At 71.6% G+C, this 26669-nt stretch carries 22 protein-coding genes; 5 read left to right on the top strand and 17 right to left on the bottom strand.

Annotated elements, in window-relative coordinates; genetic code table 11:
- The first annotated feature begins 149 nt into the window (after nt 1-149).
- On the top strand, nt 150-1799 hold the full coding sequence (locus tag ACN20J_RS24135) for a protein kinase domain-containing protein (RefSeq protein ID WP_419666773.1): 1650 nt from the start codon (nt 150-152) through the stop codon (nt 1797-1799).
- Nucleotides 1800-1814: 15 nt separating this feature from the next.
- Here ACN20J_RS24135 and ACN20J_RS24130 read toward each other — a convergent pair whose 3' ends face one another.
- The 3 genes from ACN20J_RS24130 to ACN20J_RS24120 all read right to left on the bottom strand — a co-directional run bounded on the left by ACN20J_RS24130 (nt 1815) and on the right by ACN20J_RS24120 (nt 3896).
- Entirely contained in the window at nt 1815-2621 is an 807-nt protein-coding gene (locus tag ACN20J_RS24130) for a GAF domain-containing protein (RefSeq protein ID WP_419666772.1), read from the bottom strand.
- Nucleotides 2618-3433 carry an ANTAR domain-containing protein gene (locus ACN20J_RS24125; RefSeq protein WP_419666771.1) on the bottom strand — a complete coding sequence of 272 codons (816 nt, stop codon included), beginning with the start codon at nt 3431-3433 and terminating at the stop codon, nt 2618-2620. The genes ACN20J_RS24130 and ACN20J_RS24125 overlap by 4 nt, the downstream gene beginning before the upstream one ends.
- A 79-nt stretch (nt 3434-3512) precedes the next feature.
- Entirely contained in the window at nt 3513-3896 is a 384-nt protein-coding gene (locus ACN20J_RS24120; RefSeq protein WP_189843947.1) for an STAS domain-containing protein, read from the bottom strand.
- 776 nt (nt 3897-4672) lie between these two features.
- Between ACN20J_RS24120 and ACN20J_RS24115 the strand changes: the two genes are divergently transcribed.
- Nucleotides 4673-5083, top strand: coding sequence for a DUF5994 family protein (locus tag ACN20J_RS24115; RefSeq protein ID WP_189843948.1), 411 nt, complete (start codon nt 4673-4675; stop codon nt 5081-5083).
- A 5-nt stretch (nt 5084-5088) separates the two neighbouring features.
- Here the strand turns inward: ACN20J_RS24115 and ACN20J_RS24110 are convergent, their stop codons facing one another.
- The 9 genes from ACN20J_RS24110 to ACN20J_RS24070 form a co-directional block, all read right to left on the bottom strand.
- Nucleotides 5089-5673: a hypothetical protein gene (locus ACN20J_RS24110; RefSeq protein WP_362300393.1), complete on the bottom strand. Its 585-nt coding sequence runs from the start codon at nt 5671-5673 to the stop codon at nt 5089-5091.
- A gap of 576 nt (nt 5674-6249) precedes the next feature.
- Nucleotides 6250-9360 carry a beta-N-acetylglucosaminidase domain-containing protein gene (locus tag ACN20J_RS24105; RefSeq protein ID WP_419668941.1) on the bottom strand — a complete coding sequence of 1037 codons (3111 nt, stop codon included), beginning with the start codon at nt 9358-9360 and terminating at the stop codon, nt 6250-6252.
- 200 nt (nt 9361-9560) lie between these two features.
- A complete protein-coding gene (locus ACN20J_RS24100; RefSeq protein WP_189843951.1) occupies nt 9561-10112 on the bottom strand; it encodes a GNAT family N-acetyltransferase in 552 nt (183 codons plus the stop codon).
- Between the two features lie 73 nt (nt 10113-10185).
- Nucleotides 10186-10728 carry a barstar family protein gene (locus ACN20J_RS24095; RefSeq protein ID WP_419666770.1) on the bottom strand — a complete coding sequence of 181 codons (543 nt, stop codon included), beginning with the start codon at nt 10726-10728 and terminating at the stop codon, nt 10186-10188.
- A gap of 84 nt (nt 10729-10812) precedes the next feature.
- Nucleotides 10813-11367 (bottom strand): hypothetical protein, encoded by a 555-nt coding sequence (locus ACN20J_RS24090; RefSeq protein ID WP_419666769.1) that lies wholly within the window; start codon nt 11365-11367, stop codon nt 10813-10815.
- 124 nt (nt 11368-11491) lie between these two features.
- The gene (locus ACN20J_RS24085) at nt 11492-12928 is read right to left on the bottom strand and encodes a PP2C family protein-serine/threonine phosphatase (protein ID WP_419666768.1); all 1437 of its coding nucleotides are present in this window, start codon (nt 12926-12928) and stop codon (nt 11492-11494) included.
- Between the two features lie 296 nt (nt 12929-13224).
- Nucleotides 13225-13872: a DUF5994 family protein gene (locus ACN20J_RS24080; protein WP_419666767.1), complete on the bottom strand. Its 648-nt coding sequence runs from the start codon at nt 13870-13872 to the stop codon at nt 13225-13227.
- 550 nt (nt 13873-14422) lie between these two features.
- Nucleotides 14423-15214 carry a response regulator transcription factor gene (locus tag ACN20J_RS24075; RefSeq protein ID WP_419666766.1) on the bottom strand — a complete coding sequence of 264 codons (792 nt, stop codon included), beginning with the start codon at nt 15212-15214 and terminating at the stop codon, nt 14423-14425.
- Nucleotides 15202-16590 (bottom strand): sensor histidine kinase, encoded by a 1389-nt coding sequence (locus tag ACN20J_RS24070; RefSeq protein WP_419666765.1) that lies wholly within the window; start codon nt 16588-16590, stop codon nt 15202-15204. The genes ACN20J_RS24075 and ACN20J_RS24070 overlap by 13 nt, the downstream gene beginning before the upstream one ends.
- A gap of 170 nt (nt 16591-16760) precedes the next feature.
- Here ACN20J_RS24070 and ACN20J_RS24065 point away from each other — a divergent pair, with 170 nt between their 5' ends.
- From ACN20J_RS24065 to ACN20J_RS24055, 3 genes are all read left to right on the top strand, one after another.
- Nucleotides 16761-17045: a hypothetical protein gene (locus ACN20J_RS24065; protein ID WP_189843954.1), complete on the top strand. Its 285-nt coding sequence runs from the start codon at nt 16761-16763 to the stop codon at nt 17043-17045.
- Nucleotides 17042-17860: a polysaccharide deacetylase family protein gene (locus tag ACN20J_RS24060; RefSeq protein WP_373310845.1), complete on the top strand. Its 819-nt coding sequence runs from the start codon at nt 17042-17044 to the stop codon at nt 17858-17860. Before ACN20J_RS24065 ends, ACN20J_RS24060 begins: the two co-directional genes overlap by 4 nt.
- A 276-nt stretch (nt 17861-18136) precedes the next feature.
- Nucleotides 18137-19966, top strand: coding sequence for a lysyl oxidase family protein (locus ACN20J_RS24055; protein WP_419666764.1), 1830 nt, complete (start codon nt 18137-18139; stop codon nt 19964-19966).
- Between the two features lie 77 nt (nt 19967-20043).
- On the opposite strand, the gene fabG is transcribed toward ACN20J_RS24055, so the two are convergent.
- The 5 genes from fabG to ACN20J_RS24030 are packed head-to-tail and all read right to left on the bottom strand — an operon-like array spanning nt 20044 to nt 26668.
- Complete coding sequence (gene fabG, locus ACN20J_RS24050) at nt 20044-20763, bottom strand: 3-oxoacyl-ACP reductase FabG (RefSeq protein ID WP_189843956.1); 720 nt, start codon at nt 20761-20763, stop codon at nt 20044-20046.
- Nucleotides 20645-22351, bottom strand: coding sequence for an MFS transporter (locus tag ACN20J_RS24045; protein WP_419666763.1), 1707 nt, complete (start codon nt 22349-22351; stop codon nt 20645-20647). Before ACN20J_RS24045 ends, fabG begins: the two co-directional genes overlap by 119 nt.
- Nucleotides 22348-23835: a class-II fumarase/aspartase family protein gene (locus ACN20J_RS24040; protein WP_419666762.1), complete on the bottom strand. Its 1488-nt coding sequence runs from the start codon at nt 23833-23835 to the stop codon at nt 22348-22350. The genes ACN20J_RS24045 and ACN20J_RS24040 overlap by 4 nt, the downstream gene beginning before the upstream one ends.
- 5 nt (nt 23836-23840) lie before the next feature.
- Complete coding sequence (locus ACN20J_RS24035; protein WP_419666761.1) at nt 23841-25745, bottom strand: FAD/NAD(P)-binding protein; 1905 nt, start codon at nt 25743-25745, stop codon at nt 23841-23843.
- Complete coding sequence (locus ACN20J_RS24030; protein WP_419666760.1) at nt 25742-26668, bottom strand: NAD-dependent epimerase/dehydratase family protein; 927 nt, start codon at nt 26666-26668, stop codon at nt 25742-25744. The genes ACN20J_RS24035 and ACN20J_RS24030 overlap by 4 nt, the downstream gene beginning before the upstream one ends.
- Between the last annotated feature and the right edge of the window lies 1 nt (nt 26669).

The following is a 26669-nucleotide window of genomic DNA, read 5'->3' as shown; positions in this document are numbered from 1 at the left end:
GGCATGGCCTCCGCCACAGTGCCCCGCGACCGCGGCGACTATCGTGGCGATCCGAATCGAACGTGGAGCGGTTCACAGGGACCGGGTCGGATCGGATCGCGTCGGTGGTCGGTCGGACTGGGCCGGGTCGGGTCGGCGAAAGGCGCGCTGTGTCGGACGAGGGGCGGTTGATCGCCGGGCGGTACCGGTTGATCGAGCGGATCGGCCGCGGCGGCATGGGCACCGTGTGGCGTGCCGAGGACGAGGTCCTCGGCCGGGAGATCGCGCTCAAGCGGCTCCACGCCCAGCAGCACCTCTCCGAGGACGAACTCGCCACCGTCTACGAACGCACCCGCAGGGAAGCCCGCAGCGCCGCCCGGATCACTCACCCGAACGTGGTCGTCGTCCATGACGTCCTGGATGACGAGGGGTTGCCGTGCATCGTCATGGAGTACGTGCACGGCACCACCCTCGGCGCGCTCCTCAAGGGCGGCGGGGCCCTGCCGCCCGGTGAGGCCGCCCGGGTGGGCCTCGGCATGGTCGCCGCGCTGCGTGCCGCCCACGCCGCCGGAGTACTGCACCGCGATGTGAAGCCGGGCAACGTCCTGCTGGGCGGGAACGGCCGTGTCGTCCTCACCGACTTCGGCATCGCCATGGCGACCGGCACCTCGACGCTCACCAAGACCGGCGAGATCATCGGCTCGATCGACTACATCGCGCCCGAGCGCATGAAGGGCCACAAGCCCGGCCCCACCGCCGACCTCTGGGCACTCGGCGCCACCCTCTTCCAGTCCGTCGAGGGCCGGCCCCCGTTCCGCAGGGCCACGGCGATGGAGACCGCGTACGCCATCGCCGTCGATCCGCTCGCCCCCATGAAGCAGGCCGGACCGCTCGAACCCCTCATCGAGATGCTGCTCGCCAAGGACCCGGACGAACGTCCGTCGGCGGAGGAGACGGAACGGGCGCTGCGGGTCGTGGCGTCGGAGGCACCGGGCGCGAGGACGGCTGCTACGGCGGGCGGGGTGACGGGGGCCGTGTGGGCGTCGGCCGCGCCGAGCAGGGCGACGGCGACCGTGGCGGCGACGGGGCCGACGACTTCGGCCGGGGCCACGCTCGCCGACTCGGGCTCGCGGGTGGGGTCGGTGCCGCCCGCTCCCACCGGCGGCAGCAGGAGTGGCAGCGGCAGCGGCGACGGCACCGGCCGCCCGGGTCGCAAGCGGCGCCCCCTCATCTGGAGCGCGGCAGCCGTGACGCTCGCCGCGGCGGCCGTGGCGGGCGGGCTCTACGCGATGACGTCCGACAACGGTGGCCACGGCGGCAACGGCGGGAAGGGTTCCGCGACGGCGACCTCGCCCACCGCGTCCGAGCAGCCCCCCGTCCCCGCCGGGTTCCGTCTGGTCAGGGAGAAGGCACTGGGAGCCACCTTCCCCGTCCCGGACGGCTGGAAGCGCGTCGACAAGGCGAGCACCGAACAGGTCACCTACACCGACCCCTCGGGCCTGGTCGGGCTCACCATCGGAACCGTGAACCCCGCGGGCGCGAACCCCGAGTCGCACTTCACGACCATCGAGGCGAACACCAAGCGCAACTACCCGACGTACCGGAAACTGCGCATGCAGCGCACCACCTTCCAGGGACAGCCCGCGGCGGTGTGGGAGTTCACCTTCCAGGGCAAGGCCCGTGCCTTCCGTGCCATCGACTTCGGCTTCGGCGAGGAGGGCGGCACGGAGTACGACATCTACCTCTCGGCGCCCGAAGCCCAATGGGACACGCACCGCCCGGTGTTCGACACGGTCAAGTCGGGCTTCCGCGTCGACTGACGACTCGCCGTGCCGTTATCGGGTGCGGTCCTCCGGCGTGGCCGGTGCTGGTGCCGGTGTCGTTTCGGCGGCGGAGGCGGCGGGGGACGGGGCGGGGATGGACGCGGTGTCGAAGCCCCCCGCGATGATCTGCGTGGCGAGGTCCGCGAGGCGCAGCCGATGGGCTCGCGCGTACGAGCGGAACGCGGCGAAGGCGTCGTCCACCGAGGTGTTCCAGCGCTCCGCCAGCACTCCCTTGACCTGTTCGATCAGGATGCGGCTGGTGAGCGCGGTCGCCAGCTGGCTGTTCTCGATGTGTGACTGCTCCAGCGTGCGCTGCTGGAGGATCGCGATCGTGGCCACGTCGGCGAGTGCCTGGGCGAGCGCGATGTCGGCGTCGCCGAGGCGGTGCGGCGCGCTCTGGAAGAGGTTGAGCGCGCCGACGACCCGGTTGCGCAGGCGCAGCGGGAGCGCGTGCGTGGTCACGTAACCCGTCTCGCGGGCCCGGTCGGCGAAGTGCGGCCAGGCCGCCGCCGTCTCCGGCCGCATCAGGTCGATGTTCGTACGGGCCGTGCCGGTGCGGTAGCACTCCACGCACGGACCCTGGTCGTGCTGGAGCGCGAACAGCTCCAGCAGCCGGGCGTGCTCGTCCGACGCGGCGATGATCTGCAGCTCGCCGTGGGCGTCCACGAGCAGGATGCCCGCCGCCGAGACGTCCAGCAGTTCGACGCAGCGTGTGGACAGCCGTTGCAGCAGGTCGATGACGTCGAAGTCCTCGACGAGAGAGTCCGCGACCTCCACGAAGATCTCGGCCAGACGTTGTTCGCGGGCCATGCCGATCATCCCTTTCCGTCGCCGGGCGAATACGGCCCGTTCATGTCGTCGTCGAAGCCGTCGCCGTTGTCGGAGGCGTTGTTGGTGGTGTCGTCGCTGTCGTTGAAGCGGAGTCTGCGGGCGACCACGTCGTCCGCGACCTCACCGAGGGGGCGCTCGCTGCCGTAGGCGTGGGCCCGCAGGCGCAGGAGGGCCTCTTCCATCGTCACACCGAGCTGGACGCTGATCATTCCCGTGGCCTGGTGCACCGCCGCGCGATGCAGTCCCGTCGGCCGGTCCAGGAACAGGCCGAGCACCGGGCCGCCGTTGCCGCTCCCGCCCCGGTCCCCATTGCCGTTCCCGTCCTCGCCCCGCTGCCCGCGCCCGTCCCCGTTCAGGAGCGCGCCGGTCAGCGCGGCTGCCAGGGCCGTCGCGTCCGCGCTCTGCTGGACGGACATCGTCCGGTCGCCGTCGCAGAGCACGGTCAGTACGCCGAGACGGATGGCGCCGATGCCCAGCGGGAAGCAGCACACCCCGTGGACGCCCAGGTCCCGCGCGGGCGGCAGCAGCGCCGGCCACCGGTCCGGGCGTACGCGGTCCAGGTCCGGTTCCATGACGGGGGACCCGGTGCGCACCGCGTCCGGGCCCGGGCCCTCGCCCAGCGTGAACTGGAGTTCCTCGAAACGGGCGCTCACCTCGGGATGGCACCAGAGGGGCTCGGCCATGCGACCGTTGCCCACGAGCAGCGACAGCGCGACGCCCTCGGCGCCCAGTGCGAGCGCGCACGCCCGGGCCGGATCGCCGCGCCCGCCGAGGCGCAGCGACCGGAGAACGTCGGCCATGCCGTCGCTGATCACCGGTATCCGTTCAGCCGCGGCCGGGAGCCTCTGAGCGAGGCACCGGCCGGCTTGCGTCGTAACCCTACGCGGATCGGTTCTCCGTCGCGTTCCACTGTTCCGGGTCGTCGGCGGGTATGCCCCGCCAGGCGTCCAGGGCACTCGCGTACCGGGGGAAGCGTTCCACGACGGCCCCGGCCCGGAACACCAGACCGATGCACGGGCGCGCGTAGACGACCCGGGTCCAGCCGCGCCGCGACCGGCAGTCGTCCCAGGCCGCGCACAGCGGGTCCAGGGCGCTGCCGTCCATGAACGTCACACCGCTCAGATCGACGATGAGGAAGAGTCGCCCGGTGCCGCGCCGCACGTCCTCCAGGTCACGGATGAAGCCCGGGGCCGTCGAAAGGTCCAGCTCGCCGCTCGCCCCGACCACACGGCACTCGTCGAACAGGCTCGGATGCGGGCCCATGTGCCCCATCTCCTCTGGCTGTGGAGCCGACCGGTGGAGTCGCTCCGTGGAGTGGCCGCTGCGGAACGGCACCTCCGGGGTGGCTTTCGCCTTGCGCAGAGCCTCGGTTGCGCGGAACGGGAACTCACGGTGAGGGCCGGGGGCACGGGCTGCCGTACGGCGAGCGTACTGCCGGGGAGGAGGTGCCCACAGCGCTCCTTCCGGTATCCGTCGGGTGGGCGCTCGAAGAGGCCTTACTTGGCCGGTACCCGACCGGTTCCTGACTGCTCGGTACCAAAGGGGCAGGGTCCGCCCGGAAGTTGACGCGGGCCGAGACCTCGCAAACCGTACGGTCTCGGCAGTCTCGTTCACCGACGGCCAGGGTACGGTGGGGGAACCGAGGGCATGTCGTACACCGGTGTTCGAGCCGGTCTCGTCCTCGGCGCACGACGACGCCGGGCCGATCGGCGCCCGGGGCGGCACACGATCCTGACCGCACGCTCCGCGCCGGCGAGTCACCGAACCGCTGAGCCGTCGAACCATTGAGCCGTCGAACCACTGAGCCGTCGAACCACTGAGTCACCCGTTCGTGGGCTCAGGGAAGCACGAAGGTACCGGGCACCGGGGCATCGAGGCCAAGGAGCCACCTGTCGTCCGGCTCGACCGAGCCGCAGGAGAAGCTCGATCGAGCCGCAGGAGAAGAGAGCCCGTTCCGTCGCGCGGTCCGCCGTGTCCGCCGCGTCCGTCGCGAACGAACCACCGGCACGCCGTAGTCGTGCCCCAGACAGGAGCGCTCCATGACCACCGTCCCCGTCCTCGAACCCCTGCCTTCGCAGCCCCTCGCCCGCCTCCGCCTGGCCCCGCACAGCACCCTGCCGCGCCGGATCGACGGGGCCTGGTGGCCCCACTCGCGCGATCTGCTGGCCGAACTTCCGCTGCTGATCGGCGCCTTGCCCCGTACGTGGGGACAGATCACCGGCGTCACCGTGAACACGGCGATGTGGGCGGCGTCGCCCGGCCGGATGCTCATCGCCAACCACGTCGTACGGCTCAGCCGGTCCGCCGGGGCGCACGGCCGGCACACCGTCTGCCTGGTCAGTCCGGGCCGGGGCCGCTGGGACCTGCTGGTCGTGCCCCCCGAGGTCGACGCGGCGGACGCGGAACCGCTGATGGAGGCCGCGGCGGCTGGCGTGCGGCCGTCCAACTGACGGGATCACCGCAGTGGCCTGCGGATCCATACCTCTCGGACGGCCGACGGGGAGTGAGGGGCGAGGAGGCCCAGCTTCGACCAGCCCCAGGCGCGCACGGTCGCCTGGGCGGCGTTCGCCGGACGACCGCCGCCGTCGCCGTCCTCTTCGCCCTCGGGTCGCTCCAGGTCCACGGCCGCGACGACCAGATCGGTGTCGAGCCGGGCCAGCAGCCGTTCGCCCATGAGGGTCGCGACGCCGTTCCTCCGGTGGGCCGGCAGCACCATCAGTTCGGCGAGCAGGAAGGTGCGGCCCGAGGCGGTGAGTTCCTCGATGTCGGTGGGCAGTTCGCCACGGAAGTCGGACCACCACTCGCCGGTCCGCTCCACCCGGAACCCGTACGCGCAGCCGACCAGCCCGCCCGCGTCGGCGACCATCATGTCGAAGCCGAGGCGCTGCACATGCTGCTCGAACCGGTCCAGGAAGCCCTGGCGGTCGCGGTATTCGGCCCCCGCCTCGCCCCGGTACGCCGTGACGTGCACGTCCGCGACGGCGGCCCGCTGCTGCTCGGCCTGCCACCGGGACAGTCTGCGCAGGTACACCTCGGTCATACGGGTCCTCCCCCGGCCGCGCGGGATGGTCATCCCCCGACTCGGCATCATCACAGCAGGAGCCGCCGGGGTAAACGGGGCGTCGGGATCAACCGCGTGCCGCCCGCCCCGCAGGTGGCGGTGCCCGTACGGGCATATGGGACGTACGGACGCGGGGCTATCCAGAACAGGCGGTCGGGCCTAGGCTCGGACCCGAGTGATGAGTGAGGCTCTTCGGGAGCCGTCACAGCATCGAGGCCGTGTTCACCGGCTTCGCGCGCGCCCCTTGTCCCCGGGCGCTCGGACGAGCCGGTCTCCACCACCGACACAACTTCCGTATCCCCGCCGCCCCTTCGCGGCCGGGCCCTCGACCACGTGTCCCTTGCGGACCCCGCCATGGCGCACTCCCGCGTGCCGCGGCGCGACCCATGAGGGATCGCATGCCCTGCAACCCGCTGACCGGGGGGTGGCGCGCCAGGGCGGTGTGGTCGCCGCCGGTACACCACCGGCGGCGACCACCACACCACGGAGGACGGTCGTACGCGGCCCTCCACGGTCGTACGCAGTTGCATGCAGTTGTATGCAGTCGTACGAGGACTAGCCGACCGGGACCGGCACCGGCACCGGGGTCAGCACCGCGGCCAGCGGATACGCGCCCGTCCGGAGCGCGGTGCCGACCGTGCCGCTCGCCGTCGTGACCGGCACGAGTTCACCGGCGTCGGCGGTGGTGACGTACGCCGTGCTCCCGTTCCAGTCGAGCGCGACGTCGAACGCGGACCTGCCGACGGTGACCGGGGTGCCGGGTGCGCCGGTGACCGTGTCGACGGGGGTGACCCGGTCGCCCGTGCTCGCGCTGACCCACAGGGTGCGCCCGTCCGGGGAGAGGGCGAGCCCGTACGCCTGCTGGCCGTTGACCAGGAGCGTCGGGCGGGTGTCGTTGGTTGCGGTGTCGATCGGAGTGACCGTGGAGCCACCGGAGTTGGAGACGTAGACGGTCTGCCCGTCCGGGGCCGCGACGACGTTGAAGGGGTTCGGTCCGACGGGGATCGCCGTACCGGCTTTTCCCGCGGGGAGAGTTACGGGCGTGACCGTGCTGTCGTGGATGTTCGCCACGTACAGCGCCGACCCGTCCGGCGTGATCGCCATGTTCTCAGGGCCGTCGCCCACCGCGATCTTCGCGCCCGCCGCGCCGGTCGCGAGGTCCACGGGCTGGACGGCGTCGTCGGAGTAGTCGGCGACCCAGAGGGTCTTCCCGTCCGGGGTGAGCGCGAGCCCGGCGGGCACGTCACCGACCGCGATGGTGGCGGTCACCTTGCCCGTAGGCACGTCGATGACGCTCACCGAGTCGGACCCCTGGTTGGCGGCGTACGCGGTCCTGCCGTCCGGACTGACGACGACCTCGCCGGGATTCTTACCGACGGCGATCTCGGCCGACGCTCCCGAAGCCAGATCCACTGAACTGACCGACGCCCCACTGAAGTTGGCGGTCAGGGCACGCTCGCTGCCGACGCCGTCCGTCACCCGCACGGGAATGGCCCGACCGACGAGCCCGTCCCCGCCGACGACGACGGACCGTACGCCGTTCTCCGCCCCGCTGGCCGCCGTGAAGGTCACGGTGACGGCCGCCTCGCCGCCCGCCGGGACGGTGACGGACCCCGAGGAGGGAGAGACGGTGAGACCGTCCGGGGCCGCGATCTTCCAGGTGACGGTACGGGCGGCCGTCGAGCGGCTGTCGGCGACGGTGAGGGTGCTCGTGCCGCTCGCGCCCGGGGCCAGTGACAGCGACGACGGCCGGAAGGAGGCGTCCGGGCCGGGATCGGGGGCTGCCCGCAGCGTGGCGTCGTACAGGAACTGCTCCATGACACCGGGCGCGACCTGCTGCGGAATGGAGTCCAACTGCTTTCGCTGGGCTTGGAGTTGACCGTAGAGGGTCCGTACGGAGTCGTCGTCGCCGGCGGCCTGCGCCAGCATCAGCCGTACGGCCGTGTCGCCTGCGGTGCCATACGCGCCGAGCTTGTCCAGCCAGGCCGAAGTCTCCTTCAGGAAGCCGGAGTTGGCGAGGTGGGCGCGGAGTTGGCCGGGCGCGGCGGCCATGGAGGTGAAGTAGGCGCGGAGCTTCCGGGCGGCGGTTGTCAGCCCGTCCCCGCTGTCCAGGGCCTTGGTGAACGCCTTGATGAGTGGGGTGAGGGTGGGGGACTCGGTGGAGTTCAGCGGGGAGGAGTAGTTGTTCTCGGCGAAGATCCGAAGGGCTGGGGCCGCGCGCCCGCTGAGGTCGGAGAGGCCGGCGAGGTCGGCGACCGAGGCGAGGAAGGAGGCCCTCGGGTCGTACGCGTCCGGGTTCCAGGCGAAGTCTGCGGAGGTGAAGAGAGCGAGCTTGCTGGCCTCGGCCTGGACCATGGGGTTGGCGGTGATACCGGTGACGACATCGGCCACGCCCGCCTCCCGCCCCGTGTACGGGCCGAGCAGCAGTCGGCTGGTGGTGTAGTCGTTGACGGGGTAGTTGTCCCAGAGCAGCACCGGATGCCCGAACAACTCCCTTGCCTGCCTCGCCTGTTCGGCACTGATGGTGGGCGCGATGACACCGTCACCGGTCCACTCGACGACGACCGACGGGTCCAGCTTCTCCCGCAGGGCGGTTTTGTACGGGGAGTCGGCGAGGTCGGAGTACTCGGTCGGCACCATCTCCAGCGGCGCGAGGTCGGAGTGCGCGTCGATGAAGTCGTTGACGACGGTGTTGAGCAGCGAGCCCTGGGCGGTTCCCGCCGCTTGGCCCCCACTGCCGTACGCGTCGCCGTCCTCGGCACAGTTCCAGTCGGTGTAGCTGATGTCGTCCAGCGGCACGGCGAACGACCGCACCCCGATGGCGTACAGCGACTCGAACTTCGCGACGAGTGCCTTCGCGTCGGCGGCCGAGGAGTAGCAGACGGACAGGCCGGGCGAGAGGGCGTAGGTGAAGCGGACATGGTTCGCGGCGGCGCGGTCGACGAGCTCCTTGAGCCGCGCGAGCTGTTCGACGGGGTACTGGTCCCGCCACTTCGCCCGCAGATACGGGTCGTCCTTGGGGGAGTAGACGTACACGTTCTGCTTGGTACGCCCGTAGAAGTCCAGCTGGGACAGCCGGTCCTGCTGCGACCAGGGCGCTCCGTAGAACCCCTCGACCACACCGCGGAGCGCGGCGGCGGGCCAGTCGCGGACGGTGACGTCTGGTACGGCCTTCCCTCGGCCGACCAGCTGCCGGAAGGTCTGCGCGGCGTAGTACGTACCGGTGCCGTCGACCCCGGACAGCGCGACCTGCCCCCGCCCGACGGCAACCGCATACCCACCGCCCGGCAGCCCACGGGGCGACTCGCCCCCGAGCCGCTCCAACACCCGTGCGGTGGCGGGGTTTTCACCGGGCCCGCCGACATAGACGGTGAGCTCGGCATCCGGCACGGGCTGCCCCGCGACGACGGTCCGGATGACCCGGGCCCCGGCGCCCCGCAGCACCTTCTCAACGAGCTTGCGAGCGGCGGGGTCGGTCCGACGCCCGACGACTTCGACGACTTGCTCGGGCACGGGTTGGGAGGCGTGGCCGGGGCGCAACTCTTGGGGGGTTGGGTGGACGTGGGGAAGGCGGGCGCCGGCTGCGGGGGCACGGTCGGCGGCCCCGGCGAGGGTGACTGTTCCGGCGGGGGCGGCCGGGGCTAGGCCCAGTGCGCCGAGGGCCAGGGCGCCGAGGAGCGAGACCGCGACGGCCCTGGATCTCCGCTTCGGCTTCCACTTCTTCGGCTTCGGCGTCCGCTCCTGACTCCCACTCCGGTTCACTATTTTATCCATAGATGAAAAAGGTGGTGGATGGATTCACCGAGGGCAAGACCGCGTGGCTGAGAGGTGCTGAGGTGCCGAGGTGCCGAGGTGCCGAAGGGCGGCTAGGCCGGCGGGTGCAGTTGGGCGAACTCGTCGGCGAGGATGCCCAGGAGGACGAGGTCGTGGTGCCGGCCGGCGAGGAACACGTGATCGCGGAGTCGCCCCTCCTCGACGAATCCGAGCCGCTGATGGAGCGCCAACGACCCCTGGTTGTAGGCGAAGACGCGTGCTTCGCACTTGTGATAGCGCCGCTCGGCGAACATGTACCGCAGCAGCATCACCACGGCTTCCGCCGCGTAACCCTTGCGCCGATGCTCCGCACCGACCGTGACGCCGTACTCGAACCGCCCCGCCTGCGGATCGGCATGGTTGGAGGAGACGGCACCGACCATCTCCCCGGTGTCGAGAGCCTCGATGGCCAGCCGGAAGCAGTCCCCGTCGGGCTCGGCCACGGCCTGCTCCTTGGCCCAGGCGCGATGCCCCTCGCCAGAACGGGGCGGACACACCGCATCCCCCAACCGCTCCTCATCCACAGCGAACCGCATGAACGCGGCCCAGTCGTCGGGCTCGATCCCGCGCAGCCGTATCCGCGTACCTGTCCAGAACGATGTCATCCACCATTGGATCAAGGGGGGACACCGGGAGTCCAGGCCGAACCAGGCCGAACCGTGCTCTACCGAGAAGACTTCAATGCCATTCCTCGGGACTGAGAGCGGCCGCGACGAACCCGTCCCCCGTGGTGACCGTCAGATCGGGTTGCTCAACCCGGAGCGCGACCTTCTCGCGATCGAACTTACGGAACTCAAGAACGAAGTGTTCGGCGATGGCCGGCCGATCCAAGGGGAATCCATCCAGATCCACCGCCGAATTGGCACGGTCCGCTGCTTGGCAGAGGACCGATACGAACAGGCGGAAGTGCTCCGCTTCAAACAGCCGATCCGCATCGTGAACAACGCCCGCGATCCCCACCCCACTCGTGACCGCGCCACACAAGTCGTCCAGGCAGTCCACCAAGGCGTCCCAGTTCCGTCCGAAGTAATCAGGGAACTGCAGGACTTGCGCGAACGAACGGTGGATTCCCTGCTCGGTCATCAACTCACGAGAGTCGAAGTGGTGGACCTGTCCTCCCTTCGCCTCCAGCCCAGCCAGCTGCCGACGGACCTCGGCCGCCCCTTGGGGAACGAAGACGACCCAGGGGGCCGAGGTCCCTGTGATGTCGAAACCGGTCATTTCTGGATCACCCCGTGAATCGGCCGACGTAGTAGAAGGTTCCGTTGTGGTCCGTGGACGGAGCTGCCTGTTGGCTGGAGGTACTCAGCTGATGGGCTGTGAAGTATCCAGTGAACGGGCGAAGCCGGTGAGCGTGCGAAAGTCGCTCTTACGCATCCCGATCCGTGGGTTGACATGGTGCAGGAGCCCGGGGCCACGGTGGTGAGCGGTGACGTATGCCTGGTCCAGGTCACTCTGTTCGTCGTCCACCCATGCAAAGGGCCGACCGTCGGCATAGTCGATCAAGGGGACCGTCTTCCAATGGACGCCGTCGGGGCGGTCTCGGAACAAGGCGCCGCCGAAATCGACGAAGGGGAGTTCGGGAAGGCCGAGCACCGGGGCGATCCACCGGTTGGCGTCGTCCATCCATGTCGTGGCCCAGCAAAGCTCGTAGCCAAGTCCGAGCAGGGCCTTCCCGTGCTCTGGGTTGAGCCAGACCAGCAGAGGCCGCCGTCGAGCCGAGAGCTCGCCGCGTTCCCCGTGGGCTCCATCGTCCTGCGGCACTATGAGCGTGGTGTATCCAGAGGGGCATTTCTCGGACTCAGCCGCATAGGGATTGAGTGGCCCGTCCACATCGAGGAACAGCAGCGGTCGGTTCACGGTCTCCCCCGTCAGGCAGCATCGGCTGCGCCGAGAAAGCGTAGCTGCGCCGATCTCTGAGCCTCGGACAGGCCAGATGCCATGATCCGGCGTGGTTCGTGCGACAGCTCGGCGTAGTGACCCGTCACAGCCGGATCACCACCAGTGCCGTGTCGTCGTCCGGGCCCCGGCGGGGGGCCGGGACCAGGTCCGTGAGGATTGCGTCTGCCAGGGGTTCGGGGGGCAGGGTGTGGTGGTGTTTGAGGCTGTGGGTGAGGCGGTTTAGGCCTTGGTCGATGTCTTCGCCGCGGCGTTCGATGAGGCCGTCGGTGTAGAGGACGAGGGTGGCGCCGGGGGTGTAGGAGACCGTCGCCTGGGTGCGGGGGATGGTGTCGTCGGAGGCTGCCAGGGGCGGGTCCGTGGCCGTGTCGAGCAGTTCGACCGTTCCGTCGGGGTGGGCCAGGAGTGGGGGCGGGTGGCCTGCGCAGCTGTACGTGACCGTGTGTGCGGCCCGGTCGATCACCGCCTGGACGGCTGTCGTGGCCAGCGCGCCCTCGACGGTGTGCGCGTGCTGCGCGAGGGTCGTGAGCGCGTCCGCGGGCCGGCCGGTCGCGCGGATAGCCGCGCTCAGGGCGCTGCGCAGCTGGCCCATGACACCGGCCGCCTCAAGCCCGTGCCCGACGACGTCGCCGACCGCCGCGGCCAGCCGGTCCCCGTCGAGGTCGATCAGGTCGTACCAGTCGCCGCATACGTTGAGGAAGCTGGCCGCCGGCTGGTAGCGCACCGCGGCGAAGTCGTGCCGCGGCAGCGCGGTGCCGGGCAGCATGGCGCGCTGCAGCGTGACGGCGACCTCGTGCGTGCGGGCGTGGGCTTTGCGCAGCTCCTCGTTGAGTTCCTGCAGTTCCTGGGAGCGGGTCAGGAGGTCGGCGGTCATCGCGTCCTCGTGACTGAGCGTGGTGAGAGAGGCGTGCTGGGCGCCCGGCGTCCGGGCGGCGGCCTTGCGGGCGCGGACCAGGGCCGTGACCTCCTCGACCCGGTGGGCGATGAGCGACACCCGCCCGTCCGCGTCGAGGATCGGGATGTTGACCGTGCTCCAGTAGCGCTCCTCGAACACGCCCGGCCGGTCGGGCACCTCCACGTCGTACTTCTGCAGCGCCATGGTGTCCCGCTCGCCGGTGGCCAGCAGCCGTTCGAGCGATGTACGCAGGGTCCGGGCGCCGCTGGCCTCCTCGGTGGGGCTGTCGGGAAACACGTCGAAGAGGAACCGGCCGACCAGCTCGTCCAGGCCACGGCCTGAGATCTGCACATAGGCCCGGTTCGCGCTGATGATCGTCAGGTCGGGCGCGAGCAGCATGGTCGGGCTGGGCAGGGCCTGGAAGACCTTCGCGAAGTCGATGTCGATGCCAGCTGCTGCTTCAGCCTGAGCCTCGACTTCGGATTTGAGAGAGGAGGAGCGGGTGTGGGTGAATTCCGGGTTCGGGTCCGGGTCCGCATCGGTTTTTACTTCGGCGTCCGCATCGGCGTCGGGGTCCGTCCTGATGCCCGGGCTCTCTCTCCCACCAGGCGCATCACTGTCGCTCATGCCACCATGTCTACTCCCTCCCCCGGCTCCGTGCGACCCGGTCCCGGAAGGGCCCCCTGCGTGCGGGCCCTAGGCGCGCAGGTGTGCGATTCGACCGGCGCGTAACGCGTCGGGCCGCTGTCCGTCCGGCACCCGCATTGGCCCACTGTCCGCCAGGCATGCCCGACCGACCCGCCCGCCCGGTATCCCCCGGTACCCCTAGTGGCGTGTGTTCCGGCGACGGCGCGGGTGCAGGCGGGTCGCCACGGCGGTCAGGATCAGCAGCACACTGGCCGCCAGGGCGCCGGTCATGCCGGTCACCGCCCCGTGACCGGGTGAACGGGCCGGGCGAGCGCGGCCTCCTTGACCAGCGGGAGCAGTGGGTTCAGTGGAGGGGCGATCTCGTTGTCCTCCCAGGCTTCCGCTTCCGCTTTCGCGGGATCCTGTGCCCCGTCGATCGCCGGGGCGCCGTGCAGGGCGTGTTCCGCGGCGATGAGTTCCGTGGCGGTCGTGGACGGGCCTGTGCTGTCGCTCGCGGCTGCCATGAGGCGGGCTGCCGTGGAGGCGTCGGCCTCCGGAGGGATCACCAGGAGGTTCCAGCGGCCCGTGGTGTGGGAGAGCAGCAGGATCTTGTGGGGGTCCAGCTCCGTGGTGAACCAACCCACCTTCACCGCATGGCCGTTCACGGGGATCCGGCGGGGGACGACCGGCCAGTAACGGGAGTTGACGGCGATCCGGGTGATCCGGCCGCCGAGGGGGTCCAGGACGTCGGCCAGGGCGGAGAGTTCGTGGGCCAGGTCGCGGGAGCGGGGCCACCAGGCGCCGTCCAGAAGGTCTGGCAGTCCAGGCAGTCCTGGAAGCCCCGGAAGTCCTGTGGGGGTGTTCGCGGGTTTCAGCGCGAGGCGGGCGGTCGGGGCCCTGAAGGGGACGATCCGCAGCGGGGGACGATCGGTGGTCGCGGACATCGCGCGAACCTGTCTCCGGACAGCGGCCCGCGGGCAGCCGTCCGGTGTCGACGCTCACCGAGAACGACGTAGGCATGAAGGCCGGCGCACGAAATGCCCTCGGTGACCTCAGGTTACTCCGCACCGGTGCCCGGCGGACCGGCGCGAGCCGCCGAAAACGTGCCGGAGCCTGCGCCGGGCGCGTTCCGTGTCGAACGTGTGCCGTGGCGGGGCGGCTTCGCGGTCCGGGGCCTGGCCTGGCACGGCTTGGCCCTGCTTGGTCCGGTCCGGTCTGGTCGCGGTCCGGCACCCGGTCCGGCCCGGTCTGGTCATGGTCCGGCGCCCGTCCCGGCCTGGGACGGCCTGGCCCTGCTTGGCCCGGTCCAGCCTGGTCGTGGTCCGCGCCCGGCCCGGCCCGGCCCGGTCTGGTCATGGTCCGGCGCCCGGCCCCACGGCCCGCCGGCCGGTCTCGTGGCCCGACGCCACCCCCGTGGCCCGACAGCCATCCCCCGGTTTCACGACCACCCGCCGCCCCGCCACCGCCTCCCACCACACCCCCGAAGCGCAACCCTCAGACGAGCCCCGCCCGGTAGACCAACAGCGCGATCTGTACGCGGTTGTTGAGGTCGAGCCTGGTCAGGATGTGGGAGACATGGGCCTTCACCGTGGGCAGGCTCATGTGGCATGCCGTGGCGATCTCCGCGTTGGTCCTGCCCTCGGCGACGGCGAGGGCGACCTCCCGCTCCCGGGCGCCGAGCCGGTCCAGCATCGCCTGGGCCTTCTCCCGTTCCTCGTGGCGGGACGGGCCGGGCACGCCCGCGGGGTCGGTCACGGTGTCGATCAGCTGCCTCACCGCGGCCGAGGACAGTACGGGCTCTCCCGCCATGACGTTGCGCACGGCCGCCACGATCTGAGCCGGGGGCGTGTGCTTGAGGACGTACCCCGCCGCTCCGGCGCGCAGGGCCTGCAGCACGTAGCTGTCGGTGGTGAAGGTGGTCAGGATCAGCACCTGCGGAGGCCGAGGCCGCTGCCGGAGCGCCGCCGTGGCCGCGAGACCGTCCATCCTCGGCATGCGGATGTCCATGAGGACGAGATCCGGCCGGTACTCGTCCACGAGCGCGCGCACGTCGGTCCCGTCGGCCGCCTCCGCCACGACGTCGATGTCGTCGGCCGCCGACAGCATGAGGCGCAGCCCGGCGCGTACGAGGGGGTCGTCGTCGACGACGAGCAGACGGATCCGGGGGAACGGGCCGTCCGTCCCAGGGGTTGGGCCGCCCGTCTCGGGGGTTGGGCGGCCCGTCCCGGAGGTCGGGCCGTCCGGCTGCGGTGCCAGGCCGTCCGGGCGGGGAGTCAGGCCGTCCATGGGAGCCAGACGTCGAGGTGGAAGTCGGTGGGTGTGGTGCGGTGGCGCAGGCGGCCACCTGCGAGGTCGACGCGTTCCCGCATGCCGATGAGCCCCTGACCGGAGCCCGGTACGAGGTTTGGTGCGGGGCCCGGCACAGAGGTCGGCGCGGGGGCGCCTACAGGGCCCGGTACAGAGTCCGGTGTCGAGTTCGGTATCGAGTCCGTTATCGCGTTCGGTACGGAGCCCTGTGTCGGACCCTGCCCCGGATCCCGCGCCGAGTCCCGTACCGGGCCGGCAGGCGCCACCCGCTCCAGCGGGTTCGTCACCTGGATGGTCAGTCCGGTCTCCGGGCCGCCCTCGAGGGTGAGGGTCACCGGGGCCCCGGGCGCGTGCTTGCGGTGGTTGGTCAGGGCCTCCTGCAGCAACCGGTAGGCCGTGCGGGCGAGCGCCGGCGACATGGTGGCCGGGTCGTCGAGCCGCTGTCGCAGGTGGAGCTCGACGCCCGCGGCGCGGGACTCCTCGATCAGCTGGGCCACATCCGCGTGCGTGGGCTGGGGCGGTTCGGTGTGGTCGCCCACGACGGGGGCCCGCAGGACCTTCAGTACGTCCTGGAGGTCCTCCAGGGCCCGGGTGGCGCTGTGCCGGATCACGCCCACGGCCTCGGCGAGCTGTTCCGGCGGCGCCCCCGGGGCGTACTCCAGCGCGCCCGCGTGCATGGACAGCAGCGAAAGCCGGTGCGCGAGCACGTCGTGCATCTCCCGGGCGATCTCCTCGCGGGCGTGCTGCCGCGCCTGCTCGGTCCGCAGCGTCGCCTCCGTCTCCGCGCGGTCCGCCCGTTCCCGCAGGCCCACGACGACCAGGCCCCAGCCGACGGCACCCGCGACCAGGGTGACGGCCGACACCGTGGTCGCCAGGTTGAGCGGCCCGGGGGGATACGGGGCGAGCAGCAGGGCCACGGGCACCGGGACGAGCGCGCCTGCGGTGACCGCCCAGGTCGTACGCGCCGGGCGCATCGTGGCGACGGTGAACAGGGCGATCAGCAGGGGCACCACCACCGGCCAGCCGGTGCTGAGGACGATCAGGGCCACCGCGAGCCCGGTGGGGTGGCGCCGCCGCAGCCCCAGTGCGGCGCAGGCCAGCAGGGGTACGAGGCTGTCGGATCCCGTGTGCGCCCAGGCGAAGGGCTGGATGCCGCTGATTCCCGTGAGGACCCAGTGAAACGGCAGTACCTCCTCCAGCAGGCTTGCCGGAGCGCCTCCGCCGATCTGCGGATAGACGGACAGGCCCGACTGCTGAGCCCTGGCCACGAGCACGGTCAGGGCAACGGCTGCCATGGCCACGGCCGGTTCCGTGAGCCCGGGGTGGCCACGCCAGGCCTGTCGCACGTCGATCACGGAGAAACCGTACCCATGGATCCCCGCGGGCGGGAACCTGCGGCGAATTCCTATACCAAAGTATAGGTGCGCCTTGGCCGTTGGTATCGGTGCGCTCTGTTCATTTGGCCAGGTGCGTCGCATTCTTTTTGCCGATTACCTTTTCCCTGTCGATTTCTACGGTCGACGGCATGGGAACGGAAACAAAGAACTCGACCGGGAACCTGAATTCGACGACGCTGTTGTGCGGTGTCGGGGGAGTGCTGCTCCTGGCGCTCGGCGGACTCCCGCTGCTGGACCGGGTGTGGGCCCTGCTGGGCACCATGTTCTGGGCCTTTCCCGGAGCGCGTGACGTGCTCTCGGTGGTCGTCGGCGCGGTCCTCGTGACCTTCGCCGTCACCGCCCACCGGCGCGGGCGGCGGAACGCGCGGGCCTCGCAGGACACGCAGGCCGCGCAAGCCGCTGATGTGCGGTGAAGCGGTCCCGGACACGGCTCGGGCAGCGGCTCCGAAAGCCGGCCTTCCGTGCCGCGGTCACGCTCGCGACCGGCGCCTCCCTCCTCCTGACCGGCGGTTGCGCCACCCTCCACGGCGTGAAGGCCCCGCACGACGCCCGTGAGGCAGCCGCCGAGGAATCCGGAGCGCAGAAGAGCGCCGGCGGCCCCGACAGCCCCGGCAGCCCGGACTGCACGGTCGCGAAGTGCGTCGCGCTCACCTTTGACGGCGGCCCGAGCAAACCCACCCCGAAACTCCTCGACATCCTGAAGGAGAAGAAAGTACACGCGACTTTCTTTCTTCAGGGAAAGGGTCACACGGACACCTATCCGGACACGGTCCTGCGGATGTCCGAGGAAGGCCACGAGATAGCGAACCACACCTGGTCCCACAAAGTGCTCACGGAATTGAGCGCCGAGGAGATCGAGGCGGAAATGAAGCCCGTGCAGGACGATGTGCGGCGCATCACGGGCCGCGCCCCGGTCCTGATGCGGCCCCCGCAGGGGCGGACCAGCGACGACGTGTCGGCCGTGATGAGGAAACTTGGCCTGGCCCAGATCCTGTGGAGCGTCACGGCCAAGGACTACGCCACGACGGACACCGCCCTGATCACCCGGCGGGTGCTGGGCCAGACGCGGCGCGACGGGATCATCCTGCTGCACGACCGCTACAAGGGGACCGTTCCGGCCGTGCCGGGCATCATCGACTCCCTGCGCCGGCGCGGCTACACCATCGTCACGGTCTCCCAGCTCCTGGCGCCCGCGTCACCGGAGCCCGGGACCGTGTACCGGCCCTGACATTCCGCCCCAGCCATACCGGCCCCGACGTGCCCTGACATGCCGGCCCTGACGGCCATTTCCCGAGCTCGGCCCCAACAGGCAACCCACGCACCGCATTTGCCTCTCTCACAGGTTGCTCACAGCAGCTTGATCACAGATCGGCGCCGGGCGCGCGGGGGTGCGTCCGGACCGTACGGCCCGTGCCCGCGCAGTTCATGCCCCGGCACCGGCCCGGTCGGCTGTGGGCAGCCCAGTCCGATGCCACTGACCATGGCACTCGCAGACGAGGAATCAATGACCAGCAAGAGAAGCCAGAGCAGTCCGACAAGCCAGAGCAGCCAGACAAGCCAGAACAGCCAGACAGGCCAGAGCGGTCAGGGAAGTCAGACAAGCCAGGGAAACCAGGCAGGCCAGGGAAGCCGTACCCGTTTACAGCGTGCGACGCTCGCCGCGGGAGCCGCGCTCACCGTCGTCGTCGCGGGGGCCGGGGCCGCTCCGGGCGCCGGGGCCGCGCAGGAGAGTACGGCGGGCAAGCCGAAGCTCAAGCTGATCGCCGCGTCGAACTCCGTGACGCTGGACCGCTACGAGTGGGACGGCGCCTCCGGTGTCTTCCTGGACCTCGGCACGTACCTCTCGGTCGACGACGCGCCCTTGGAATTCAAGGTGACCCGCAAGTCGTACAAGGACCCGGTCGTCGCCCAGCAGATACTCCGCGACGGAACGAGTACGAAGACGAAGGCGCTGCCGACCGGGCTGGTGAAGGACTTCACCGGGCTGCCCGGCTTCATCGACGTGTCGATCAAGAACGCGGCGGGCGAGGAGGTGTCGGCCACCAAGGGGACCTTCTGTCCGAACAACGCCTCGGGGCGGATCCGGCCGGACGCCCCGGCGACCTCGAAGTATCCGCAGAGCTGCCCCACCAATCCCTTCACGCTGGGCTCGGTGTGGGGCGTCGAGAAGGGCTGGGCGTCCAACACCAGCTCGATCGACTACGACAAGCCGGTGGACCTGCCGGTGGGTGAGTACACCGCCCAGGTCGGGGTGGCCAAGCAGTACCGCGACCTCTTCGGTATCCCCGACGACCAGCACACCATCAAGCTGACGGTCCGCTCCGGCGAAGGCGGGGAGGGAGCGGGAGTGGCCGCCTCACGGTCCTCCGCGTCGTCCGCCCACCACGGAGCCGGGCACGGCGGGCAGGGCACACAGTCCGCCAAGGATCCCGCCGCGGCTGCCGCTGCCGCCGCCCACCACTACGGCCCCCGCGGCGCCGACGCACCCACCCCTCCCGCGCTCTCCCACGCGCTCGAAGACCGCGGCCTGGCCCACCACTTGGGCGACGGGCCCGGCCACACGGACGGCTCGCGCATCGCGCCCGCGCTGAAGCCGGCCGCCAAGCGGCCCAGCGGCCGTGCCGGTGTCCCGGCCAACGTGCCCAAGCCCGACCTGCGTTCGCTGCCCGCCTGGGACATCGCCGTCACCGACGGCGAGGACGGCGACGCCCCGGGCAAGGACTACCTCGCCTTCAGCGCCAACGTCTGGAACGCGGGTCCCGCGCCACTCGTCGTGGACGGCTTCCGCAGCCCGGGCAAGGACCTGATGGACTCCTACCAGTACTTCTACGACGCCGCGGGCAAGCAGGTCGGGTACACCCCCAGCGGCACCATGGAGTGGGACCCGCGGGAGGGCCACGAGCACTGGCACTTCACGGACTTCGCCAGCTACCGGCTGCTGAGCGAGGACCAGACCAAGGAGGTGCGCAGCGGCAAGGAGGCGTTCTGCCTGGCCAACACCGACGCCGTCGACTACACGGTGAAGAACGCCAACTGGCACCCGGAGAACACCGACCTGTCGACCGCCTGCGGCCAGCAGAACTCGATCTCCGTCCGTGAGGTCCTCGACGTCGGCTCCGGCGACACGTACACCCAGTACCGTCCCGGCCAGTCCTTCGACATCACCGACCTGCCGAACGGCACGTACTACATCCAGGTGATCGCCAACCCGGAGAACCGCCTCCAGGAGACGAACACCAAGAACAACGTCGCGCTGCGCAAGGTCGTCCTGGCCGGTGAGCCGGGCGCCCGCACCGTGACGGTCCCGCCGCACGACCTGATCAACGCTCCGTAGCTGACTGCCCAACTGCCCACCTAGAACGGGCCGTTGGTCCCGCGGCTCCGGCTCCGGGACCAACGGCCGGGCGGTACTCAGTGCCCCAGCCCCGCACCCCCGTCCACCGGGATCACCGCCCCGCGCACATACCCGGCGCCGACCAGGAAAGCCACCGCGTCGGCGACCTCCTCGGGGCGGGCGAGCCGGCCGGCCGGGGTCTGCCGGAGCAGGCTGTCGCGCTGCTCCTCGGTGAGCGCGCGGCTCATGTCCGTCTCGGTCAGACCGGGCGCCACCACGTTGCAGGTGATGTCCCGGGGCCCGAGTTCGTGGGTCAGTGACCGGGCGAAACCGACCAGACCCGCCTTCGAAGCGGCGTAGTTGGTCTGTCCGGCGGCGCCGTGCAGCGCCGCCGTGGAGGAGATCAGCACGATACGTCCGTGGCCCCCGCCCAGCATTCCGCGCATCGCCCGCCGGGCGACCCGGAAGGCCCCCGTGAGGTTGGTGTCGACGACGGAGGTGAAGTCCTCCTCGGTCATCCGCATCAGCAGCCGGTCCTTGGTGGTGCCCGCGTTGGCGACCAGGACGGTGACCGGGCCGTGGGCCGCCTCGGCCACCTTGAAGGCCAGGTCCACCTGCTGACTGTCCGTCACATCGCAGCGTACGGCGAGGAATCCGGCGGTCGCGGGCGGCGGCTCCTCACCGCGGTACGTCACCGTGACCCGGTCCCCCGCCGCCGCGAAGCGGCGGGCCGTGGCCAGCCCGATCCCCCGGTTCCCCCCGGTCACGAAGACCGACCGGCCCGTTGCCTGTTCCATCGTCGTCCCCACTTCCCTTCCTGCCTCCGTCACTTCCGGTGCTGACGTTCCGTGTCCGCAGTCCCACCACGCCCACGGCGAATCCGACGAGGGCCAGTACGGCGGTCCAGAACGTGGCCGCGTACATGGCGTCGAGGAAGGCGCGGTCGGCGGTGGCCGCCAGTTCCGGCAGCCGCAGCGAACCGGCCAGTGAACGGGCCGCCTCGGCGGAGGTGCGGGCCTGCTCCTCGGCGTCCGGCGTCAACCCCCGTGCCCCGCCCGGCAGTTCGGCGTCCGCCATCCGCTCCCGGTACACCCCGGAGAGGAACGAACCGGTCATCGCCACGCCGAGCGTCCCGCCCACCTGCCGGGTGACGCTGTTGACGGCCGACCCGGCGCCCGCGAGATGCGGCGGCACCCTGCTCATCATCACGGCCGTGACCGGCGTACCGACCAGGCCCATCCCGAACCCCTGCACCCACAGCAGCGCGGCGACCGTCAGGATCGGGGTCCGGCCGTCGAACCACAGATAACCGACGTACGTGGCCGCCGTGGCCAGCACCCCGGCCGCGACGGTCCACCGGGCCGAGAGCAGCCGGCTCAGCGCGGGCGACGCCTGACTGCCCAGGACGATGCCGATCGCCGCGGCGATCATGACCGTTCCGGCGTCGGCCGGGGAGAGCCCGCGCGGCCCCTGCAAGTAGAAGGCCGCGTAGAAGAGATGCCCGGCCAGCGCCATGAACGCGATCAGCAGCACCACGCTCCCGGCCGTGAACCCGGGCTGCCGGAACAGCCGCAGATCCAGGCTGGGCGCCGGTGACCTGCGCTGACCGGCGACGAAGAGGGCGAGCAGCGCGCAGCCGAGGAGGAGCGGGAGCAGCACGTACGGGCCGTACCAGGTCTGCCCGCTGCCGAGTTCGATGATCCCGAGGACCACTCCGCCGAGACCGAGCACCGACAGGGCGAGACCCGGCAGATCGAGCACCCTGCGCCGGGGGCCCTTCAACTCCGGTACGACGGCGACCACTCCGGCCAGACACAGGGCCACGATCGGCACGTTGACCAGGAACACCGAGCCCCACCAGAAGTGGCTGAGCAGCGCCCCGCCCACGACCGGGCCGACGGCCACCCCGAGACCGCTGGACGAGCTCCAGATCGCGATCGCCCGGGTGCGTTTCTCCTCCGGGGTGCTCTGCACGATGACCGACAGGGTCGCGGGCATCAGCAGCGCGCTGCCCGCGCCCATGACGGCACGCGCCACGATCAGCCAGGCGGGACCGGTCGCGAAGGCGCCCGCGCCGGAGGCCGCGCCGAACAGCGCGAGCCCCGCGACGAGTGTGTTCTGGGGGCCGAAACGGTCGGCCAGCGCGCCGCCCGCGAAGAGCGTGCCGGCGAAGACCAGGGTGTAGGCGCTCGCCACCCACTCCAGTTCGGCGGGGGTCGCGCCCAGGCCGTCGACCGGGTCGGCGAGCGTGGTGACGGCGACGTTCAGGACCGAGGTGTCCAGCCAGATCAGCATCTGGGCGCACACCACGACCAGAAGAACGGGCCAGGACCGGGACGGGACGGCCTTCTCCTCCGCCTCCTCCGCCCGGTTCGCGGTGGTCATCGGCTGCCTCCGTCGTCTGCGGTGTCGCCGCTGTCGTCGAGATCCGCGTAGTCCGCGTACCTGCTCAGCGCCCGGTCGACCAGTGCGTCGGCCGCGCCCGTGTAGTGGGCCGGGTCGAGCAGTTCCGACAGCCGGGCGGGGGTGAACAGGGCCGAGAGTTCGGGGTGTTGGGACAGCACCTCGGCCAGCGGGCGCCCGCTGCCGGCGGCCTCGGCCGACGCGGCGGTCAGCAGCTTCTTCGCCCGCACCTTGCCGAACGCCGGGGCCAGCACCACCGTCAGCCGCTCGGTGACGAGGGCACCCCCGGTCAGTCCGAGGTTGGCCAGCATCCGCTCCGGGTGGACGACCAGCCCCTCGGCGAGCTCGACGGTGGTGTGCGCGGCCCCGCCCGCCAGCCGCAACGCCTCCCGCAGCGGCTGCCATTCGGCGTGCCACGCCCCGGCGGGCCGCTCGTCCTCGGCCAGCAGACACTGGGCCAGTACGAGGGAATGGGCGGGCACCTGACGGGCGGCCGACACGATCAGCGTGGCCAGCGCGGGGTTGCGCTTCTGCGGCATCGCCGAGGAGGCCCCGCGTCCGGTGGCCGCGGGCTCGGACACCTCACCGATCTCCGTACGGGACAGTGTCTGCACGTCGAGCGCGAACTTGCCGAGCGCGCCCGTGACCAGCTGGAGCACCGCCCCCACCTCCGCGACGGGCGTACGCACGGTGTGCCACGGCAGCACGGGCTCGGCCAGCCCCAGCGCCTCGGCGAAGGGACGGAGCAACTCGACTCCGCCCTCGTCACCGACCGGGTCCCGGCCCCCGTCCCCGTCCCCGTCCTCCCCGCCCTCCTCGTGATCTCCTCGGTCCAGCAGGGCGTACTCGCGATACGCCGCGAGCGTCCCGGCCGCTCCTCCCAACTGGGCCGGGAGCGAGGAAGCGACCGCCCGCACCCGCACCAGCGCGTCGCCGACCAACTGGAGCCAGCCCGCCGCCTTGAGACCGAAGGTGGTGGGCACCGCGTGCTGGGCCAGGGTGCGACCGGCGAGCACGGTGTGGCGGTGGGTGTCGGCCAGCGTGGCCAGGGCGGCGCCGGTGCGTTCCAGGTCGGCGGCGATCAGGCCGAGCACCCGGCGGGCGACCAGCATGGCCGCCGAGTCGAGGATGTCCTGGCTGGTCGACCCCCGGTGTACGTACTCGGCGGCGGCCGGGTCCTTCGCGGCGACCACCTCGGTGAACGCCGTCACCAGCGCGACCACCGGGTTGGCCGCGGCCCGCGCCGCGTGGGCCAGGGCGACCAGGTCGAGCCGCTCCGCGCGGGCCACCGAGGCGATCGCCCGTACCGCGTCGGCGGGTGTCAGCCCGACCGCGCACTGGGCCCGGGCCAGGGCCACTTCGGCGTCCAGCATGGCCTGCAGCCACGCCTCGTCGGTCACCTCGGCGGCGGCGGGCGTACCCGCCCAGGTGGGGGCGAGCAGGCCCGCGTCGGTACCCACGGACATCACGTTCACGCTCCTCGGCTTTCTTCGTCTGATGGCTGGTGTGCCAGATGTGCCCGATGTATCTGACGGACTGTCAAAGTCACGTCCGGCGGCGGGGCTTCCGACATGGGAACCTCGCTCGCCTCCGGCAGCATCAGCGCCGCCCGCGCGATCGCGTCCGAGTCCTCCAGCGTCACCGAGCCGACGCCCGGCCGGATGCCGACCGCCGTCACCCAGCGCACCCCCTCCGTCGGCACCCCGAAGGCGAACCGGCGCGGGTGTGCCCGGCCGGCCGCGTCCACCAGCCGAGGCGGGTTCCTCGTCACCGCGAGGCCGCCCGTCTCCCGGCCGTCCAGCCGGTACGGGACGCAGTCACCGGCCGCCAGCAGCCCCCGCAGCAGGGGATCGGCACTCCGTCGCAGATCGACGACGGGCAGCCGCGCCTCGACGAGCGCGCTGACCAGCACCGGGGGTTCGGGCACCTGCTCGGCGTCCACGAGGAAGCCGCCGTCGCGCGCGGAGGGCCGTACGCGCATCCCCGGGCCGAGCACATGCACCACCTCGGCCTCGATGAGCGCGATGAGCTGCTCGATGCGGAAGGCGGGCGGGCCGATCGAGGTGTAAGCGTTCAACGGCGTGTACCAGCCGTCCAGTTCGGCCCGGTACGACGCGCCGGACACCCCGCCGTGGTCGACCACGAGCCGTATCTCGTTGCGCAGATCCCGCAGGGCGTCCAGCGCGGCCTTCGTCGGCCCGCTCACATTGCCCAGCCGGGCCTCGGCGACATCCCGCCGCAGATACTCGAGCAGCCAGTGCCGGAAGTCGTCCCGACCGGTGAAGTCCCGCTCGCTGTAGGGCCGTTCGATCCGCCGCCAGTCCCACGGCTCGGCGGGCGGCACCCCGTACCGGTCGGTCCAGGCCTCGTCGTAGACGGTCCGCACCTCGCGGTCGATCAGCGGCCAGATGTCGTCGCGGAAGGAGACGGGGCGACCGTCGTCCGCGCGTCGCCGCAGCCCGGCGATGACCTCGGGGGTCAGGAAGCGGGGGTGATGGCGGCCGAGCGCGCCCTTCTCGTTCTCACCGCGTGCGTGGTACGGGACTCCGCGGCGCGAACCGGCGTACAGCACAGGCTCGTTGCCGCTCGGGAGGTACACCAGGCCGGACTGGCTCTCCTTGAAGGTGCCGCCGCGGCCCTCGGTGAGCAGCGCCACGCAGTCGAAGAAGTTCAGCCCCAGGCCGCGCAGGGCAACGGATGCTCCCGGCGCGATTCCGCTCAGGTCGGCGTCGGCAGGGTTGGCGGGCCGCACGTAGAGCGAGCCGTGCCGGTCGGCGAAGGCGGTCAACGCCTGCTCCTCCGGGCTCGGGGTCAGGTCGCCGTGGCCGAGCGCCAGCACCACCGAGTCCAGCCCGGCCAGTTGACCGCCACCCGCCAGCGTCACCGTCTGCCGCCCGTCCGGGGTGTCCGCCAGCGCGACCGCGGTCGCCCGGTGCGTGTGGACCGTCACCCCGGGAGGGGCGGTGCGTAAGAGATGCCGGAAGACCCACTCCAGGTAGTGGCCGTGGAAGGCACGGGTCGGATAGGTGTCCGGGCCGAGCCGCCGCGCCTCCGCCAGGACCCGGTCCGGGTACGCCTCGGGCCCCAGGGTGCGCGCCCACTCGTACAGGCTCGGGCCCGGCACCGACGGCCCCGCGCAGTCCACGCTGTCGTCGGTGAACAGGGTCACCTGGGAGGCGACCGTGTTCATCAGCAGCTCGCCCGGCTGGTCGGTACGCCACACCGCGCCCGCGCCGGGCGGGTACGGGTCGACGAGGTGGACGGCGACCGGGCGGGCGGCCCGGTCCGCGTTGGCGCAGATCCGCTCCAGGACCGAGAGGCCGCGCGGACCGGCGCCGATCACGCACAGGCTGATGGCGTCACCGGGGCCGGTCATTCCCGGCCCAGCCCGTCGCGCCAGCTCGGCCGCAGCGGCTTCCAGCCCAGTTCCGTACGGGCCCGGTCGTTCGCCGCGCCCCGCGCCGCGGTGAGCTGGTGGGTCATGAACCAGCCGAGGAGCCGGGGCGCGAGGGCCGCCGGAATCGTCCGCGGGGGCGGGCCGCCCAGCGTGCGGGCGAAGTGCGGCAGCCACTGCGCGGCCGGGGCCGGATCGTCGTCGGTCACGTGGAAGACGCCGGTGGCCTCCGACTCGACCGCCGCCACGGCCGCCCCCACGGCGTCCACCACATGCACGAACGAGGTGATCCCGGATCCGCCCTCGGGCAGCGGAAACTTCCCGGTCAACACCCGTTGGCCGGTCCCGCCGATACGGGCGTACCCGGTTCCGGGTCCGTACAAGGTGCCGTAGCGCAGCACCACGCCCGCGAGATCCGGTCCTCCGCCCAGGACCTGCCGCTCCAGCTCGGCGACGGCCCGTACGGTGGCGGCCCAGCCGGCGTCCGGGGCGTCCACGTACAGCGGCGCGTCCTCGTCGAGGACGGGGTCCCCGACCGGGGCGGCGGCGAAGGCGACGGACTGCGCGATCAGCCGCCGCGCACCGGCCGCACGGGCCGCCGCGACGAGATGGGCGGTCCCCTCGGTCCGCAGCCGCGCGGTCAGCGCGAAGGCCTCCACGGGGTCGGCGGTCAGCAGCCGCAACGCCGTCATCTGGTGGACGACCACCTCGGGCCGGGCGGCCGACACCGCGGACAGCAGGCCCTCCCGGTCCAGGGCGTCGGCGACCACGACCGCGTCCGCCTCCGGAGCCCGGGCCCGCGACTCCTCCCGTACCAGCGCGCTGACTTCATGCCCTCGCGCCCGCAACGCGCCCACCAGCGGATGTCCGACCACTCCGGTGGCCCCGGCGACAAGTACGCGCACG

The sequence above is a fragment of the Streptomyces sp. 2-1 genome, from assembly GCF_048564895.1.
Lineage (GTDB): Bacteria > Actinomycetota > Actinomycetes > Streptomycetales > Streptomycetaceae > Streptomyces > Streptomyces phaeochromogenes.
The sequence above is the reverse complement of the archived record's forward strand: the minus strand, read 5'-3'. Positions and strand labels throughout refer to the sequence as shown.